15 protein-coding genes and 1 pseudogene are annotated in these 19004 nt (G+C 43.3%); 14 read left to right on the forward strand and 2 right to left on the reverse strand.

Features of this window, described 5'->3' with window-relative positions; genetic code table 11:
• Positions 1-195, reverse strand: a pseudogene (locus G561_RS13795) (IS982 family transposase); the annotation flags it as partial.
• Positions 196-573: 378 nt separating this feature from the next.
• Here G561_RS13795 and ndhC point away from each other — a divergent pair.
• From ndhC to G561_RS0102320, 14 genes are all read left to right on the forward strand, one after another.
• Complete coding sequence (ndhC, locus tag G561_RS0102255; protein WP_028858110.1) at positions 574-1209, forward strand: NADH-quinone oxidoreductase subunit A; 636 nt, start codon at positions 574-576, stop codon at positions 1207-1209.
• 10 nt (positions 1210-1219) lie between these two features.
• Positions 1220-1888 (forward strand): NuoB/complex I 20 kDa subunit family protein, encoded by a 669-nt coding sequence (locus G561_RS0102260; RefSeq protein WP_028858111.1) that lies wholly within the window; start codon positions 1220-1222, stop codon positions 1886-1888.
• A gap of 184 nt (positions 1889-2072) precedes the next feature.
• Positions 2073-3860, forward strand: coding sequence for an NADH-quinone oxidoreductase subunit C/D (gene nuoC / locus G561_RS0102265; protein WP_028858112.1), 1788 nt, complete (start codon positions 2073-2075; stop codon positions 3858-3860).
• A gap of 92 nt (positions 3861-3952) precedes the next feature.
• Positions 3953-4462, forward strand: a complete 510-nt coding sequence (gene nuoE / locus G561_RS0102270) for an NADH-quinone oxidoreductase subunit NuoE (protein ID WP_028858113.1) — start codon at positions 3953-3955, stop codon at positions 4460-4462.
• Positions 4459-6063 carry an NADH-quinone oxidoreductase subunit NuoF gene (nuoF, locus tag G561_RS0102275; RefSeq protein WP_028858114.1) on the forward strand — a complete coding sequence of 535 codons (1605 nt, stop codon included), beginning with the start codon at positions 4459-4461 and terminating at the stop codon, positions 6061-6063. The genes nuoE and nuoF overlap by 4 nt, the downstream gene beginning before the upstream one ends.
• Before the next feature lie 16 nt (positions 6064-6079).
• Positions 6080-9103: an NADH-quinone oxidoreductase subunit NuoG gene (gene nuoG, locus G561_RS0102280; protein WP_028858115.1), complete on the forward strand. Its 3024-nt coding sequence runs from the start codon at positions 6080-6082 to the stop codon at positions 9101-9103.
• Between the two features lies 1 nt (position 9104).
• Complete coding sequence (gene nuoH, locus G561_RS0102285) at positions 9105-10154, forward strand: NADH-quinone oxidoreductase subunit NuoH (protein WP_081794343.1); 1050 nt, start codon at positions 9105-9107, stop codon at positions 10152-10154.
• Between the two features lie 165 nt (positions 10155-10319).
• Positions 10320-10868 (forward strand): NADH-quinone oxidoreductase subunit NuoI, encoded by a 549-nt coding sequence (nuoI, locus tag G561_RS0102290; RefSeq protein ID WP_011960909.1) that lies wholly within the window; start codon positions 10320-10322, stop codon positions 10866-10868.
• Positions 10865-11569, forward strand: a complete 705-nt coding sequence (gene nuoJ, locus G561_RS0102295; RefSeq protein WP_028858117.1) for an NADH-quinone oxidoreductase subunit J — start codon at positions 10865-10867, stop codon at positions 11567-11569. The genes nuoI and nuoJ overlap by 4 nt, the downstream gene beginning before the upstream one ends.
• A gap of 116 nt (positions 11570-11685) precedes the next feature.
• A complete protein-coding gene (nuoK, locus tag G561_RS0102300; RefSeq protein WP_051584337.1) occupies positions 11686-12039 on the forward strand; it encodes an NADH-quinone oxidoreductase subunit NuoK in 354 nt (117 codons plus the stop codon).
• Between the two features lie 4 nt (positions 12040-12043).
• Positions 12044-13918 carry an NADH-quinone oxidoreductase subunit L gene (gene nuoL / locus G561_RS0102305; RefSeq protein ID WP_028858119.1) on the forward strand — a complete coding sequence of 625 codons (1875 nt, stop codon included), beginning with the start codon at positions 12044-12046 and terminating at the stop codon, positions 13916-13918.
• Position 13919: 1 nt separating this feature from the next.
• Entirely contained in the window at positions 13920-15674 is a 1755-nt protein-coding gene (gene nuoM, locus G561_RS0102310; protein WP_028858120.1) for an NADH-quinone oxidoreductase subunit M, read from the forward strand.
• On the forward strand, positions 15674-17149 hold the full coding sequence (gene nuoN / locus G561_RS0102315) for an NADH-quinone oxidoreductase subunit NuoN (RefSeq protein WP_028858121.1): 1476 nt from the start codon (positions 15674-15676) through the stop codon (positions 17147-17149). The genes nuoM and nuoN overlap by 1 nt, the downstream gene beginning before the upstream one ends.
• A 134-nt stretch (positions 17150-17283) precedes the next feature.
• A complete protein-coding gene (locus G561_RS0102320; protein WP_028858122.1) occupies positions 17284-18105 on the forward strand; it encodes a ferredoxin--NADP reductase in 822 nt (273 codons plus the stop codon).
• Positions 18106-18210: 105 nt separating this feature from the next.
• On the opposite strand, the gene G561_RS0102325 is transcribed toward G561_RS0102320, so the two are convergent.
• Positions 18211-18990 (reverse strand): hypothetical protein, encoded by a 780-nt coding sequence (locus G561_RS0102325; protein WP_028858123.1) that lies wholly within the window; start codon positions 18988-18990, stop codon positions 18211-18213.
• Positions 18991-19004: the final 14 nt, after the last annotated feature.

The raw sequence follows: 19004 nt of genomic DNA on the forward strand, positions 1-19004 counted from the left end.
GTGGTTTTTAAAATATTGCCAGATTTGTTTGTCTTGATCCATGCCCATAAACTCACCAACTAGCTCCATACATATAATTTCAGTATCGCTAAGTTTAGGCGCAAATCCGCCTCTTCTTAACGGTTTTTGAACGACTAAGTTGTAATATTGCTCTACCATCAGATAGATATTAATGATAAATTCGTCAAGTGGCATCTCATTGTCCTTGGTCTTCTTGGTCGAAAACTTTAAGGATAGTGAGGTGTCATTTTTTTTCAACCCCTAAAAGTGTTGAGAGTGGGGTTTAAGAACTAGCTGTAATATGCGATAAAATATTTAATAATCAAGCGTTTGCTGAATGGTGCTGCTTTTAAAAGCCATAAATATCAATGTATGTAAAGGGGGAACTTATTTTGAAATATGACCCTCTCATTCAGTATTAAATTGGCATTTAGTGTATAAAAAAAGTATAGTAGCATCTTAATTTTACCAGCCGATGTATCCTGTAAGTAACTGCTCTTATTTCAATAAATATATTTAGAGCTGAATACACTAAGACTATAGTAGGATACGAGCCAGTAGGGAGATATACAAATGAATTCCGCCTTTAATTGGTCAGCATTAGCCTTCATTTTGGCAGCTATTGGTTTGGTTGTATTCATGCTGGTAGTACCCCGTTTATTAGGTGGACGCTCGCAAGGTACAGAAAAAGAAGAAGTATTTGAATCGGGCGTTGTCGGAGCTGGCAATGCCCGAATTCGTATGTCTGCAAAATTCTATCTTGTGGCCATCTTCTTTGTTATTTTCGATTTAGAAGCTTTATATCTATATGCTTATTCGGTATCTGTTAGAGAGGTAGGCTGGATAGGCTTTGCCACAGCTGCCGTATTCATTGGTATCTTGTTTATTGGTCTGATTTATGAACTTAAATTAGGAGCAATGAATTGGGCGCCAGCAGATAAGCGTCGTAAAAAAGAGCGCTTGACTCAAGCTCCTGCAGGTTTTGACTTGGCCAGCATCACTCAGTTTAATGGTATTGATGAGTTACATACCGACCCAACAGGTAAAGTGCCTGCCCAATCTTCTGGTCAAGTTAACGTCTCTAATGATATTGAAGCCAATAAACGCCATTTGGCTAATATTGACCGTATCAACGTGACAGGTAATGTTACTACGGTTGACTTTAGTAACGCTTCTACTCCTTCATCTTCTAATAAATCGTCTTCTTAAGGGTTATATCATGAAATATACGCTAACCCGTGCAAATCCTGATGCCGATACTTATCCAGCGCAGACACGCCAAACTGTTACTGATCCTATTGAGGAAGAAGTAAACCGCAACGTGTTTATGGGTAAGCTTGAGGACATGGTGCATGCCTCAGCCAACTGGGGACGCAAACACTCACTTTGGCCGTTTAACTTTGGTACGTCATGCTGTTATGTTGAATATGCAACGACTTTGACCGCGGTACATGACTTATCACGCTTCGGCGCTGAGGTTATTCGTGCCTCTCCACGTCAGGCTGACGTGATGATTGTGGCCGGGACTTGTTTCGTGAAGATGGCCCCAGTTATTCAGCGTCTATACGAACAGATGCTTGAGCCTAAATGGGTAATCTCGATGGGATCATGTGCCAACTCAGGCGGTATGTACGATATCTATTCAGTGGTACAAGGCGTGGATAAGATTATCCCAGTCGATGTCTATGTACCAGGCTGTCCACCTCGTCCTGAAGCGTTGATTCAAGGCTTGATGTTGTTACAAGAGTCAATTACCAAAGAGCGCCGTCCATTAGGGGCTTATGTAAATGAGAAAGGCATCTATCAGCCACAAATGCTTCCTGAGCGTGATCGCAAACAAGCCGATCGTATTGCGGTGAAAAACTTACGCAGCCCAGACAGTATTTAAAACTAGATTTAATCAAATTTTGGTTTATAGCTAGCTTTATTGACAGCCAGTAAAGTTAGAGCTAGACAGTTAATTAGAACTAAACAGTTAACAAGGGTTTTGTGCCCGTGGTGCAGAGCCCGTTATAAATATTCACCCTTCCGTATTCGCAATAATTGCAATGACTCTGAGGTAAGCGGTAACCATGGTAACGGATAATAGCAACGCGACTAATAATAGCGCCAATCCAAATATGACACAGCATCCTGTGCTGCGTGAACTTGGACACAAATTTGCGGGTAAATTTACAGAGCAATTTACTTTTGATGGCATTCCTACCATTTGGGTTGCACGAAGTGATTTACTTGAAATCCTAATGTTCTTACGCACCCTGCCTAAACCTTATGTGATGTTATTAGACTTATCTGCAATGGATGAGCGTTTGCGTAAGCATCGTGATGGGTTGCCAGCCAGTGACTTTACAGTCTTTTATCACTTAATGTCGCTTGAGCGTAACAGTGATATCCGAGTCAAAGTAGCACTGTCAGAAGACGATCTGAATATTCCAACGGCCACCAAAATTTGGCCGAATGCCAACTGGTATGAGCGTGAAGTATGGGATATGTTCGGTATTGTTTTTGAAGGGCATCCGCACTTAACTCGTATTTTATTGCCTAAATATTGGGAAGGTCACCCACTACGTAAAGAGTATCACGCCCGTGCTACTGAATTTACCCCTTACTTCTTAAACGCGGCCAAACAGCAGTTTGAGCAAGAGAGCTTACGTTTTATCCCTGAAGAGTGGGGTATGAAGCGTAGTGGTCGTGATGAAGACTTCATGTTTCTAAACATAGGACCTAACCACCCTTCAGCTCACGGTGCATTCCGTTTAGTGCTTCAGCTTGATGGGGAAGAAATCATCGACTGTATCCCAGATATCGGTTATCACCACCGTGGCGCCGAGAAAATGGCAGAGCGTCAAACTTGGCACTCTTACATTCCTTATACCGACCGTATCGATTATCTTGGCGGGGTAATGAATGAGCTACCTTATGTGATGGCGGTAGAGCAATTAGCAGGGATTACAGTGCCAGAGCGCGCTCAAACTATCCGTGTGATGATGAGTGAGTTTTTCCGCATTACTAACAACCTACTGTACTTTGGTACCTTTATTCAAGATGCGGGTGGTATGACCCCAGTATTCTATATGTTTACTGACCGTCAAAAAGCTTATGATGTCATTGAAGCGGTAACCGGCTATCGTATGCACCCAGCATGGTTCCGTATTGGTGGTACAGCTGCTGACTTACCTCGCGGTTGGCAGCGTTTGGTACGTGAGTTCTTAGATTGGATGCCAAAGCGTTTAGACGAATATGTTAAAGCGGCTATGGAAAACTCAGTATTAAAAGGCCGTACCCAAAATGTGGCTCAGTATAATGCCAAACAAGCTTTAGCTTGGGGGGTAACTGGAGCAGGTCTACGTGCCACTGGTGTTGATTTTGATTTGCGTAAAGCACGTCCTTACATGGGTTATGAGAACTTCGATTTTGAAATCCCAGTAGGCTATAACGGCGACGCTTATGACCGCTGTATGGTGAAGATTGAAGAGATTCGTCAGTCGCTACGCATTATCAGACAGTGTATGGATAACATGCCATCAGGTCCTTACAAGGCGGATCACCCACTGGCAGTACCGCCACCAAAAGACCGTACACTAAATGACATTGAGACCCTGATTAACCACTTTATCTCGGTATCTTGGGGTCCAGTAATGCCAGCAGGTGAAGCGTCGATGATGGTAGAAGCGACTAAGGGTATCAACAGCTACTACATTACCTCAGACCGCTCGACCATGAGTTACCGTACCCGTATTCGTACTCCAACTTTCGCACATTTACAGCAAATGCCTTCTGTAATTAATGGTAGTTTGGTATCAGACGCGATTATTTATTTAGCCTCAATTGATATTGTGATGGCGGATACGGACAGATAAAAGATAGCAGATAGTTTTCAATTTTCTAATATATCAAGCCAGCAGGTCAGACAGTCGACTTGGCTAGCAGTTAAAGAGAAAATAATACAATGATTAAGATTGTGACCGATAAAACCCCAACAGTAGATGTTGCCAGCATCTTGACTGCTCAAGAAATTGAGGGAATTAATGAGTATATTCATCATTATCCTCAAGCTCGAGCGGCCTCTTTAGATGCGCTAAAGCTGGTACAGAAGCGTAATGGTTGGGTAGATGATGCTCAGGTAAATGCTATTGCCAATTTACTTGATGTACCAGTAACCGATATTGAAGGAGTGGCTACCTTCTTTAACCGTATCTATCGTTCACCAGTAGGACGTCATGTTATCTTAGTATGTGACTCTATTGCCTGTTATTTGACCGGTTATGAAGAGCTGGCTGCTGAGCTAAAGTCACAGCTAGGTATCGAATTTGGTCAAACTACAGCGGATGGTCGTTTTACGTTACTGCCGATCTGCTGTTTAGGTAACTGCGATAAAGGCCCTTCTGTGTTAATAGACGAAGATACTTTTGGTCCGGTTACGCCTGACCAGGTTGCCGAGTTATTGGAGTATTATCCATGAGTCAGAATGAACAAGTGTTAGCTGCCGAGACGCCAAGACTAAGCATTGCTGAACAGTATGCCCGTCGTAAGCAAGGTCAAGCGCCGAGCCAATTAAACAACCAGCGTGTGCCTATTTATGGTGACAAAGCTACCGCAACTATTGAGACTAAGCCATTAACTTGGCGTTTGGCACATCATGATGCCATCTTGGATTTGGCTACTTATCAATCTTTACGTGGCTTTGAAGGTCTACAGACAGCTTTAAACAAACCGCCCAAAGAAGTGGGTGACATGATTAAAGCGGCCAACGTGCGTGGCCGTGGTGGTGCAGGCTTTAACGCTGGTCTAAAGTGGTCATTCATGACTCCGCCGGATGGGGGACCTCGCTATTTAATTTGTAACGCCGATGAAATGGAGCCAGGTACTTTTAAAGACCGCTTACTTATGGAGCGTCTGCCATTTCAGCTAATCGAAGGTATGCTGATCACCGCTCATGCTATTGGAGCAACTGACGGTTATATCTTTATTCGCGGTGAATATATTGTTGCCGCAGAGCGTTTAATGGCAGCCATTGAAGAGTGTTTGGCCAACAACTTATTGGGCGACAACATCTTAGGCTCAGAATTTAGCTTTAATTTACACGTGCATACTGGGGCGGGTCGTTATATCTGTGGTGAAGAAACCGCGCTGATTAACTGTCTTGAAGGCCGCCGTGCGAACCCTCGTACTAAGCCGCCGTTCCCACAAGTTTCAGGGGCTTGGGGTCGTCCTACTGTTGTTAACAACGTCGAGACCTTAAGTAACATGCCAGCCATTTTGATTAATGGTGTTGAGTGGTATCAAGCATTGCCAAACGCCAAGGGCAACAGTACCACACCAGGAACTAAAATCTTTGGCTGCTCTGGTCTGGTCAATGATCCAGGTCTTTGGGAGCTGCCATTTGGCTATACTGCCCGTGAAATTATTGAAGACTTTGCTGGTGGCATGAAGCAGGGCAAACGCCTAAAAGCTTGGTTACCAGGTGGGGCATCTACTGACTTTTTAACCACAGAGCATTTAGATGTACCCATGGACTTTGATAGTATCCAAAAAGCGGGTAGCCGTATGGGTACTGGTCTGATTATGGTGGTCGATGAGTCACAGGACATGGTGCCATTACTAAAAAACTTGGAGATATTCTTCCAACGTGAGTCTTGCGGATTCTGTACCCCTTGCCGTGACGGCTTGCCTTGGGGCGTGAAGCTATTGACCGCCATCGATAATGGTGAAGGTCAAGTAGGTGATGTTGAAAAACTAGAAGGCTTAACCCGTGATTTGTGGTTAGGTAAGACTTTCTGTGCGCACGCACCAGGGGCTATGGAGCCGTTAATGAGTGCGCTTAAATATTTCCGTCATGAATTTGACAGCAAAATCGTGGTGCCAGCGGTAGAGGTAGATGCTGAAACTTCAGAGTGGGCTGAGTCGGAAATCAAAAAAGTAATGTCATCTATGGGAAGCGGCAGTCCTGCGGCATCGTCTAATTCAGGCGCAGATACCGGTACTAACGTTAATTCGGATACAACAGCAGGCGCAGAAGCCGGGAATAAGACCCCAACTTCTAACCCTAGTGATGTGAAGTAGAGGAGTAGAAACAGGCATGGCGGTCATACATATTGACGGTAAGCAGGTCGAGGTAAACGGGGCAGATAACCTATTAGAGGCATGTCTGTCATTGGGTATCGATGTGCCTTATTTCTGCTATCACCCTGCACTTGGTTCAGTCGGCTCATGCCGTCAGTGCGCGGTAAAGCAGTTTAACAATGCAGAAGACGCAGCAGCAGGTAAGGGCCGATTGGTCATGTCATGTATGGTAGCTCCTACCGATGACATGTACATTTCAGTGGATGATGCTGAGGCCAAAGCATTTCGAAAATCTATTGTTGAATTTTTAATGACCAACCATCCTCACGATTGTCCAACGTGTGAAGAGGGTGGTCATTGTCACCTGCAAGACATGACTTATATGTCAGGTCACAATAAGCGTCGTTATCGTTTCACTAAGCGGACTCACCATAACCAAGAGCTGGGTCCTTTTATCGCCCATGAGATGAACCGCTGTATTGCGTGTTATCGCTGTGTGCGCTATTACAAAGACTACGCTGGCGGTGAAGACTTAGGGGTTTATGCCTCAAATAACCGAGTTTATTTTGGTCGTGATAAAGACGGTCAACTTGAAAGCGAATTCTCTGGTAACTTAACCGAAGTGTGCCCAACTGGGGTGTTCACTGATAAAACACATTCAGAACGTTATAACCGTAAATGGGACATGCAGTATGCGCCAAGCATCTGTCATGGCTGTTCAGCGGGCTGTAACATTTCAGCCGGTGAGCGCTATGGTGAGCTTCGTCGTATCGAAAACCGTTATAATGGTGAAGTAAACCGTTATTTCTTATGTGACCTAGGCCGCTTTAGTTACGGTTATGTCAATCGTGAGGACCGTCCGGTTCAAGCTATTGAGCACATTAATGACAAACATGTCAAAATTAATGTTGACTATGCTTTAGATGAGACTGTTAAGCGTTTAACTGGTAAAAAGGTTATCGGTATTGGGTCGCCAAGAGCCAGCTTAGAGACCAACTTTGCGCTAAAAAAACTGGTTGGATTTGACAACTTTTCAACCGGTTTAAACAGCCACCAACAAAGCTTGGTTGAGAAATGTATTGAGATATTAACTACTCAAGGCATTTATAACCCAACCATGGCTGAGATTGAAGAGTATGACGCGGTATTTATTTTGGGTGAAGATGTTACCCAAACCAGTCCGCGCATTGCTTTGGCAATTCGCCAAGCAGCAAAAAACAAAAAAATCAAAATGGCGGAAGCGCTAAAAACAGAATCTTGGTTAGCAGAGCCAGTACAGCGTATTGGTCAAAAAGAATTAAGCCCAGTCTACATTGTAGATACGGTTCAAACCAAATTAGATGACATCAGTAAAGTGAGCTGTGTGGCAACGCCCGAAGACATTGCCAGCTTAGGTTTTGCAGTAGCCGATGCCATCAAGGCTTTAGATAATGACCTTGAGCAAATTAAACAAGCATCCTCACAAGAGGCTGAAGCCGAAGCCGATGCTATGCAAGAGTTGGCTCAGCAAATTGCCATCGATCTGGTGACAGCTGATAAACCCTTAGTTGTCTCAGGTACTGGTCAGTTTAGTGCGGCTATTATTGAAGCATCTGCTCAAATTGCACAAGCTTTAACCGATAAACGTGACCAGATTAAAGCTTATGAACTGGAGCAAATTGAAGTTCACAATGCTAAAGTTCGCGCCCAACAAGCTGAGCAGCAGCCAAGCGAGGACAAAGAGCTTGATGCTAAGCCCGATCAGGCTGGTCAATCAAAAGCTGCTGATGATCTAGAGCGTGAGCCAAACCAAGAGCCTTTAGAATTAAAGCAAGCCAATCAAAAGTACAGCAAGCAAGCGGGCTTATACTTAAGCGTGCCCAATGCCAACAGTTTCGGTGTTTGCTTATTAGGCGGTAAGTCGGTCGAAGAGTTATTAGCAACTGACTTTGATGCGGTTATTGTCGCCGAAAACCAACTAACTGATGCCCTGGATATTGACAAGTTGGCTCAGCTATTAAGCGACAAGACAGTTATTGCTTTAGATCATCAAAACTTATATTGGCATAAGTTTGTTGATATTGTGTTGCCAGCGGCAAGCTTCGCAGAAGCAGATGGTACTTTGATCTCTGCTGAAGGGCGTGCTCAGCGCTTCTTCCAAGTCTATGATCCAAGCTACTACGATCATAAGAACTGTATTAAAGAGGGCTGGCGCTGGTTACATGCTGTTGAAACCAGTCTAAATCAGCTTCCTCTGGATTGGACTCAGTTGGATGATGTTATTAATGAATTGGTTAAGACCCATCCTAATCTAGAGGCTATTAAGCAGGCAGCACCAGACTCAGACTTCCGTATTTCAGGTCTAAAAATTGCACGTGAGCCAAGACGTTACTCAGGCCGTACTGCGATGCGTGCCAATATCTCAGTGCATGAGCCTATGCAGCCAAAAGATTTAGACACAGGTCTAACCTTTTCGATGGAAGGTTATAGTGGTACGCAGACACCAGGATCGATGATCCCATTTGCTCAAGCTCCAGGTTGGAACTCACCACAAGCATGGAATAAATATCAAGACAAAGTGGGGGGTAGCCTAAAGCAAGGCGACCCAGGTATTCGTCTATTTGACTTAATGGATGAAACTAAAAAGCGCGCAAAACGCGAATATATTCGTCCAGAATTGGCTCAGCCTGTTAAGACCAGTATTTTCCAAGGTCAAGCCAAGTTGGTTCCAGTACATAATATGTATGGCAGCTCTGCGATGGCTCATAGAAGTCCAGTAGTTGCAGAACAAATGCAGCAGCCTGCATTTTATATTGGGGCTGAGGATGCGGAACACTGGCAAGTAAGTGATAACGACTGGTTGGCCATCACTGTAGATGGGCAGCGTGTCGAGTTGCCAGTAAATATCGTAACTTATCTTGCAGAGGGATGTATTGGCTATCCAGTCGGTCAAGTACCCATTTTACATGGTCACTTACCAGCATCCGTACTAAAAATAGATCCACCACAAACGTCAACAGCAACAAATAACAAACCACATTTAGAGGGTCAGGGAGGTTAATATGGAATCTATTCGAATCATCCCTGAGGTGCCAGGCTTTCTAAGTCAAAGCTTGTCGGTAGAAGCTTGGAATACTTTATTCTTAGTTGGCCAAGCTTTGGTTATCTTCCTAGTCGTGGTTATTGTCGCTGCATTAATGATTATTTATGAGCGCCGCATGCTGGCCTTATGGCAAGACCGTTATGGACCAAACCGAGTAGGGCCTTGGGGGTCATTACAGCTTATAGCAGATATGTTGAAAATCTTCTTTAAAGAGGATTGGACACCGAAGTTTGCTGATAAGTTCATGTTTATCCTAGCCCCAGGTATTGCCATGTTCACGGCATTAGCCTCATTTGCTATTATTCCAATTTCACCAACTTTAGGGGTTGCAGATTGGAATATTGGTATCTTATTTTTCTTTGCCATGGCAGGTATGGCCGTGTATGCGGTAATGTTTGGTGGTTGGGCTTCACATAACAAATTTTCTTTGTTGGGTGGCCTCCGTTCTGCAGCACAGACCATCAGTTATGAAGTGTTCTTAGGCTTATCCTTGATGGGTGTTGTGGCCATGACAGGCTCTTTCAACCTACGTGAAATTGTAGTAGCTCAAACAGGCGGCTTTTGGAACTGGAATGTTTTCCCACAATTTTTAGGGTTCTTAACCTTCGTTGTGGCGGGTGTGGCGGTAACTCACCGTCATCCTTTTGACCAACCAGAAGCAGAACAAGAATTGGCCGAGGGTTATCATGTCGAATATTCAGGCATGAAATTTGGTATGTTCTTTATTGGTGAGTATGTCAACGTTGTGCTGATTTCGGCATTGATGACCTGCCTGTTCTTCGGTGGTTGGGATGCGCCATTAAATCTAGGCTTTACCATTCTACCTCCTGCCTTTTGGTTCATGATTAAGACTTTATTTTTCATGACTATGTTCGTCTTGGCACGCGGTTCATTAATCCGCCCAAGATATGATCAGGTGATGAACTTTGGTTGGAAGGTGTGTCTGCCTGTGACTTTAATTAACTTATTAATTACCGCAGCATTGATCTTAATTTCCGCTGCTCAGTAAATTAAGACACAAAAAGTAACACAGCAAATTTAAGAAAGTATAGTTAAGTAAGACTTAGTTCGATAATAAAATACTGAGTTTTTGAATCTTCTATTTATTGGGTTAGATGGGCCGATTAAAACGCTTTAGCGGCCTCATCACTGATAAGCAATTAGAGAAGTTAACATGTTTAAAACGTTGAAAAATACAGTCGTGGGCATGTTTACCATTGTGCGTTCTATGTGGATGGTTAACAGTCATGCGTTTAGACCTCGAGATACGATATTGTATCCTGAACAGCCTGTTCCTGTGCCACCACGCTTTAGGGGCCGTATTGTCCTGACCCGTGATCCAGATGGTGACGAGCGCTGTGTGGCGTGTAACTTATGTGCAGTAGCTTGCCCTGTGGCTTGTATCTCATTACAAAAAGCTGAGCGTGAAGATGGGCGCTGGTATCCTGAGTTTTTCCGTATTAACTTCTCTCGCTGTATCTTTTGTGGTATGTGCGAAGAAGCCTGTCCAACTACAGCCATTCAGCTAACTCCAGATTTTGAGTTGGGTGAATATGTACGCCAAAACTTAGTATACGAAAAAGAACACCTATTAATCTCAGGTCCAGGTAAATATCCTGACTATAACTATTACCGTGTTAGCGGTATGGCGATTAAAGACAAACCAAAAGGTGCTGCCCAAAATGAGGCTCAACCTGTCGATTTAAGGAGTCTATTGCCATGAGTTGGCTACACTGGTTTGATAATACTGCATTGGTAGGATTCTACGCCCTAGGCTTGGTGGCAATTATTGCCAGCTTACGAGTCATTATGCTCGCTAATCCTGTTCATGCCATTCTTTCTATGATTGTGACATTGCTTGCTTTGGCAGGTATATTTTTTATTATCGGCGCCCCTTTTGCTGGAGCGTTACAAGTTATCGTATATGCTGGAGCGATCTTAGTACTGTTCGTTTTCGTTATTATGATGCTGAACTTAGGAACTAAGAATGATGCTCGTGAAAGTAAGTGGTTGGCCTCAGATGTCTGGGCGGTACCAACTGCACTAACTTTTGTTATTGCTGTAGTCTTGGTTTATATGTTGTCCTTGGGCAATGGTATTTCTACGGTAGAGGGTACAGTAGCGAGCGCCACAATAGGGGCGACAACTGTCTCTGCTAAGCAGGTGGGTATTGCTTTATTTACTGAATACCTACTATTAGTAGAAGTAGCCGCTTTATTATTATTGGCTGCGCTAGTTGCCGCTTACCACTTGGGTAAAAAAGCGCTGGATGATGAAAATGAGAGTCACACCAGCCGTCTTTCAGCGCCAAGAGGTCATAGCGATGAGGTTTATGACTATCAACCTATTGATGCCAAAGACTTCATTGATACTCATAATAAATCTAACGTTAGATCTAACCTGCACAATAAGGAGGATAGTTAATGGCAACTGCAACCTCTGAAACAGCCCATACCCTTGAGGGGGTGGCTGTGAGTACTGCCAATCCAGATATTGCTTCAGCAACTACATCTCAGTCGCTGCAAGTAACTACTGTCGAAATGGTGCAGGGTACCCCAAACAATGCGGTAGTAGAAAACTCTATTTTAGGGCCTATCCCTATGGAGCATGGCCTAATATTGGCAGCGATCATTTTTGCCATTGGCTTATGTGGAGTTATGGTTCGCCGTAATTTCTTATTCATGCTAATGAGCTTAGAGATTATGATGAGTGCCGCCGGACTAGCCTTTATCGTCGCTGGCAGTCATTGGTTAAGTGCTGATGGTCAAATTATGTTTATCTTTATATTAACCTTAGCAGCGGCTGAAGCGTCATTAGGCTTAGCCATTTTATTACAGTTCTACCATCGCCGCGGTCATTTAGACATTGATTCGGCCAATGAGATGAGAGGTTAATGAGATGAGTTTATTAGCGTTAACCTTTATTTTTCCAGCCATAAGCTTCTTAATATTGGCGGCAATGCGTGATAAATTATCAGAAAACGCGGCCAAGTTTTTAGGCGTTGGTAGCATGGGGCTTTCGGCCTTATGTGCTCTGATTGCCTCAGTAAGCTATTTACAGGCCAATGATCCTAGTACTGTTATCAACGTCCCATTATGGACTTGGTTACAAGTCGGCGACTTTGCACCAGCTTTTGGTCTAAGCTTCGATGGTTTAGCCTTAACCATGTTAGGGGTAATCACTGGTGTCGGCTTCCTAATTCACCTATTTGCCTCATGGTATATGAAAGGTGATGTTGGCTTTGCCCGTTTCTTTAGCTATATGAACTTGTTCGTCGCCAGCATGATTCTTTTGGTATTGGCGGACAACTTACTGCTTCTTTATTTAGGCTGGGAAGGGGTAGGTATCTGTTCGTACTTGCTAATTGGTTTCTACTATCAAAACAGAGCCAATGGCCGTGCAGCAATCAAAGCCTTTACCGTAACTCGTATCGGTGACGTGTTTTTAGCCTTTGGTCTATTCTTATTGTTCCGTGAATTCGGTACTTTGAATATTCAAGACATTATTACCCAAGCACCGCAAATGTTTGAAGCCAATAACTCTACTTTAGTATTGGCAACCATGATGCTAGTCGGTGGCGCAATGGGTAAGTCTGCACAAATTCCTCTGCACACTTGGCTTGCGGATGCGATGGCAGGTCCAACGCCTGTTTCTGCGTTAATTCACGCTGCGACCATGGTAACTGCTGGGGTTTATCTAATTGCCCGCCTGCATCCGCTATTTATATTAACGCCAGGTATTTTATTGTACTGGGTAGGTGCGGTAGGGGCGATTACCTTAGTAGTGGCTGGCTTCTGCGCCCTAGCACAAACCGATATCAAACGTATCCTAGCGTATTCGACCATGAGCCAAATTGGTTACATGTTCTTAGCGTTAGGTGTTGGGGCTTGGCAAGGGGCTGTCTTCCATTTAATGACCCATGCTTTCTTTAAAGCCTTATTATTCTTATCTGCCGGTGCGGTTATTACTGCTGTGCATCACGAACAAAACATCTTTAAGATGGGCGGTCTGCGTAAGAAGGTCCCATTGGTTTTCTGGTGTTTCATCATTGGTGGTGGCGCACTAGCGGCAATTCCTTGGGTAACCGTAGGTTTCTACTCAAAAGAAGCCATTTTATGGGAAAGTTATGCAACCGGTCATCAAGTTCTATTCTACATGGGAGTGTTCGGTGCGTTCTTAACTTCACTGTATACCTTCCGTATGATTTGGTTTACTTTCTTCGGTGAAGAAAAAACTGAAGCGCACAAGCTATCAGGTATCTCTTATCAGTTACCGCTAGTGGTGTTACTGGTATTATCTACCGCAGTAGGTGCATTAATTACACCACCTCTGCAAGGGGTGCTACCAGAAAGCGTGGGCCATTTATTAGAGCTAAATGGTGAAGCTCATGCCAAACACACAGCAGAATTCATCGCCATGGGCGCTATGGCTTCAGGCCTAATCTTAGCCTTGTTACTCTACGTGGCTAACAGCGGTAAATTGTTGGCTAAGTTCAAAGCATCAAGTTTGGGCGGTGCTATCTATTACTGGTGTTATAACGGTTTAGGCTTTGATGCTTTATATGATTTAGTGTTCGTAAAACCATTTTTATTAATTGGTAAAATGCTTAAAGCAGATCCTGTCGATAAGACATGGAACATCCTACCTGCTATTGCTTCAGCGGGTAACAAAGTGATGGCCATGACTCAGACAGGTTCGCTTCGAGGATATGCCGCAAGCTTTGGATTGGGGATGGCAGTGTTATTGATACTAGTCATGACGACGGTGATTTAAGATGACAGAATTTCAATTAGCTTGGATATTGCCAGCATTGATTGCGACCCCGTTCATCGCGGGTACGCTGTGCTGGTTAGTAGAGAAAATTAATAATCGTCTGCCACGCTGGATTGCCTTGATCGGTATGATCATCACCTTTGGCCTAACATTAGTCTTATGGCGAGAAGGTGCATTTGCGGGTATGAGCGAGCAAGTGTTAGCACCAACGGCTAAGCTACCTTGGTTTGCTGAATTTAGTGTGCCTTGGATTGAATCCTTTGGTATCAGCTTCCATTTAGCCTTAGATGGTATGTCACTGTTAATGGTTTCGCTAACAGCTTTCTTAGGTATTATGGCGGTAGGCTGTTCATGGGGCGAGATTCAGCGCCGTGTAGGTTTCTTCCATCTTAACCTGCTATGGAGCTTAGGCGGGGTAATCGGGGTTTTCTTAGCCATCGACTTATTCCTATTCTTCTTCTTCTGGGAGATGATGCTAGTTCCAATCTACTTCCTAATTGCCATCTGGGGTCATAACGCCACCAATGGCAAAACCAAAGAGTACGCGGCTACTAAGTTCTTTATCTATACTCAGGCATCAGGTCTCATTATGCTGATTGGTATCTTATTACTGGTCATCATGAATTACCGTGCTTCAGGTATCTTTAGTTTCAACTACAATGATTTATTGGGCGTACAGCTGGGCGGCTGGGAATACCCAATTATGCTGTGCTTCTTCATTGGTTTTGCGGTTAAGCTGCCTATCATGCCATTTCATGGCTGGTTACCAGATGCCCACGCTCAAGCACCAACCGCAGGTTCGGTTGACTTAGCAGGTATCTTAATTAAAACCGCCGCTTATGGTTTGATCCGCTTTGTATTGCCATTCTTCCCAGCAGCTTCACAAGAGTTTGCACCGATTGCCATTACTTTAGGTGCCATCGGTATCTTCTACGGTGCTTGGTTGGCCTTTGTACAAACTGACCTTAAGCGTCTATTGGCATATACCAGTATTTCGCACATGGGCTTTGTGGTATTAGCCATCTATGCAGGTACTTTAATCAGCCTGCAAGGTCTTATGGTACAGATGTTGGCTCACGGTTTATCGTCAGCAGCTCTGTTCATTATGGCCGGTCAGTTGTATGAGCGTATGCACACTCGTGAGTTACCATTAATGGGTGGTATGTGGGGTCAATTCCGCTATTACCCTGCATTCTTAATGTTCTTCTGTGCAGCTTTATTAGGTATCCCAGGTACCGGTAACTTTATTGGTGAAATCTTAATCCTATTAGGCTCTTTTGAAAAATACCCAGTATTTGTAGTAATCGCTACTTTCAGCTTGGTATGGGCAGGATTATATTCATTAATTATTATTTACCGTGCTTTATTTGGGGAAGAGACAGTGCCTAAGTATGCAGCGGTATCCGTAGCCACTGACAGTGTTAACCCTGTAAAAGAGAAAGCTACAGTACAGCCTGCTAATGCTACTTTGGCTGTCAATGACAATAACACGACACATATGATTAATCATAGCTACGAAGGCGAAGAGTCACATGATAAGCCTATTAATCTACATGATTTGAATAAACGAGAGCTAACGCTACTTTTTATATTAGCTATCGGTTTGGTATGGCTAGGGTTATACCCACAAACGGTATTAGATACTTCTAGTCATGCGATGCAGTGGATTAATAATGCTTATACTTATCACGAAGTTGTTAATTTTGAAGCTGTAGAGTCAATACAGTCAGCAGTTGCCGCAGCGGAGGTACGTTAATGAATAATCTTCTAGCAAATGCTTGGCCTGTATTGTTACCTTTCGCTCCAGTGATTATCGTCGCCGTGACGTTATTGGTAGTGATGATTGCCATTGCGTTAAAGCGTTCTCACTTCTTAACAGGCACGCTAGCGGTTGTGGGATTAAACTTGGGTTTAATCACCTTAATCGCTCAGATAATGGGCTGGTTTGCGCTTCCTGAGCAAGTGGTTGTCAGTGGTATGTTTATCGTTGACCCTTTTGCTCAGTTCAACATGGTGTTTATCTTCTTAGCATCACTGGCCTGTTGTACTTTAGCCTATCCGTACTTCAAGACTTTTAAAGATCATAAAGAAGAGTTGTATCTATTACTGTTATTATCGACAGTTGGTGCCTTGCTAATGGTATCGGCCCATAACTTAGCTTCTTTCTTTATGAGCCTTGAGCTATTATCTGTGCCTTTATACGGTATGTTGGCTTATGCCTTTATGCGCAACCGCTCATTAGAGTCGGGTTTGAAGTACTTAGTGCTATCTGCCACAGCTTCAGCAACCTTATTAATGGGTATGGCCTTTATTTATGCCTCAACAGGCACCTTAGATTTTAAAGGGATTGCACAGGCGCTAGGCAACGTGTTTGAGTCGCCATTAATGATTGTTGGCGCTGCAATGATGACTTTCGCTATTGCCTTCAAACTATCTGCAGCTCCATTTCATATTTGGACACCAGATGTGTATCAAGGTGCACCAGCCCCAGTAGCCACTTATCTAGCTTCAGTGACTAAAGTTGCGATGATGGCGCTGGCGATTAGATTTATGTTAGATGCTGCCGTATTGGCATTACCAACAGTAAATACGCTATTGGTAGTGATTGCTACCTTATCTATCTTATTTGGTAACTTATTGGCCGTACGTCAGACCAACTTAAAGCGTCTATTGGGTTATTCGTCAATTGCGCATATGGGTTATGTGTTAGTAGTGGCAGTAAGTATTGGCCCAGGCGCTTACTCAATCACCAATATGTACATGGCGATGTATGCTTTAACGTCACTAGGTCTATTTGGGGTAATTACCCTAATGTCTAGTACTTATAAAGATGCAGGTGAAGCTGCTGAGCTTTATCATTACCAAGGTCTATTCTGGCGTCGTCCAGTATTGACTGGGGTGATGACGGTGATGTTACTGTCTTTAGCAGGTATCCCATTAACCGCAGGCTTTATCACTAAGTTCTTCGCTATCGTTGCCGCAGTTGACGGTAGAGAGTGGTTCTTAGGGGCTATGATTGTTGTGGGTAGTGCTATTGGTCTATACTACTATTTACGAGTGATGTTAACTCTGTTTAAGCGTCCTACTAAGACTATTGAATTTGATGCATTAGGCGACTGGGGTATTCAAGCTGGCGGCTTAATGGTAATTCTAGTGACTTTAATAGTGCTATATGTAGGTGTCTTACCTAATGGGTTTATCACTTGGGCCACTCAGTCAGTCATCTGGTAAATCTAGGTTAAGCAGAGTCTAGTTTGCTCTAGATGAGTTCAATAGCGTGATATGTTATGCTTGTAGGGCGAAATGCTCTACAAGCATTTTTATTTTTATAACCACTAATAATTAACTTATAAAAAGTAGAAATTATGACTGATAAATCAGATAACATTCAAAAAGTTGAAGTACTGAGCAAGAAGACTTGGACCCCCAACTTATTTAGCTTTACAGTCACTCGTCCTGACAGTTTCAAATTTACAGCAGGTCAATGGGTACGTCTGGGTGTAAATCCCAGTCAGTTAAAGCATCACGTTGAGAATAACACTCAAGATGTTCCTGATGAAGACATTTATCGGGCATATTCAATAGTATCTTCTCCTTATGATGAGACGTTAGAGTTCTTCTCAATTGTCATACCAGATGGCGCATTCACCTCACAGCTACAGCACTTACAAGTAGGCGATGAGCTGTTATTAAACACCATTCCGTTTGGCTTCTTGACCTTAGCGCGTTATCAAGCTCCTTTACCAAAAGACTTATGGTTATTGGCGACGGGTACTGGTTTGGCGCCTTTCTTATCCATGTTACAAGATCTGAAGACATGGGAAGATTATGAGCACATCGTATTGGCTTACAGTGCGCGTAACGAAGCTGAATTGGCGTATCTTGAATTGATAAAAACGCTGGAAGAAGACTTTGGTGGATTGGTAACTTCTCCTGCAAAACTTACCTTTATTCCAATCGTAACTCGTGAAGAGGTGGAGGGGGCTTTAGATAAGCGCCTACCAGAGCTATTAATAAGCGGTAAGCTAGAAGAAGTAGCTGGTGAAAAGCTGACCAAGGAGCACTCACATGTGATGCTGTGCGGTAACCCAGATATGGTTGAAGATACCAAAAATACTCTACAAGAGATGGGTCTGGTAATGAACCGCCGTGGTGAGGGTAATATTGCGGTTGAGAACTATTGGTAAAGTCTGATTAGACTACTCTTTAATTACTGCTTTGTTTGCTAAAAAATGCCCATTATTTAATGGGCTTTTTTTTGTTATATTCAGGACTAAGATAATAGGATTACGCTATTGTTCTTGGCTAGGCTCGACAGCATCAGAGATAGGATTAAATGGGCCTTTTAATAGTTCAGGATCATCTTTTGGGGTGATGATGTCCTCAATATTTGAATTAACCAAAAGGTCACGAACGTTAACTTTGGTTTTCAAAATGAGTTGCTCTTCTTCAGTAACGCCATAGTTAACCTGAACCTTGTGTAAGATGCCGATGATTTTTTTATTGCGTCTTAACCAGCGGTTAATATCGAGATAGAGCACATTATCTTTTGGCTTGACGATATTAATCTTGTGCAAAATCATACCTAAAGGATCTTTTTTTAGAACGCTGTGGTAAAACCAAATCACAAGCTTAATGCCGTAGCGCTTAAAGACAGAGTCACAATGTAGCTTTAATACATCAGTATTGGTCAACTGGCCAAAAGCAAAACGCTGTACATCACGGTCAACTTGAATATGAACTAACTCAAAGTTACTGGCAACCTCAGTATAAATACCTTTGATATCAATGGTACAAAACAGTCTAAACCAGTCATCGTGTAGTTCGACTCTCAGCTCTAAAATGGCTTTCACATTGTCTGTGACAAACTTTTTTAGAGCTGCATTCACTTGTTCTTGGCTAACCGGCAATGAGAACTCATCATCGATAGAGTTGGCCGCCTTACCGTAAGCAGACTTTACTTTGGTGGTAACATAGGACCAAACCTCTGAGACGCTAAACTTCAAGCCCTCATCAAAATCCTCAAAGGACTTTTCAGGAGCGCTGCTGATAGTTTGTTGAGTTTGTTGCACGTAAATTCCTCTTA

The organism is Psychrobacter phenylpyruvicus DSM 7000 = NBRC 102152, assembly GCF_000685805.1.
Lineage (GTDB): Bacteria > Pseudomonadota > Gammaproteobacteria > Pseudomonadales > Moraxellaceae > Psychrobacter > Psychrobacter phenylpyruvicus.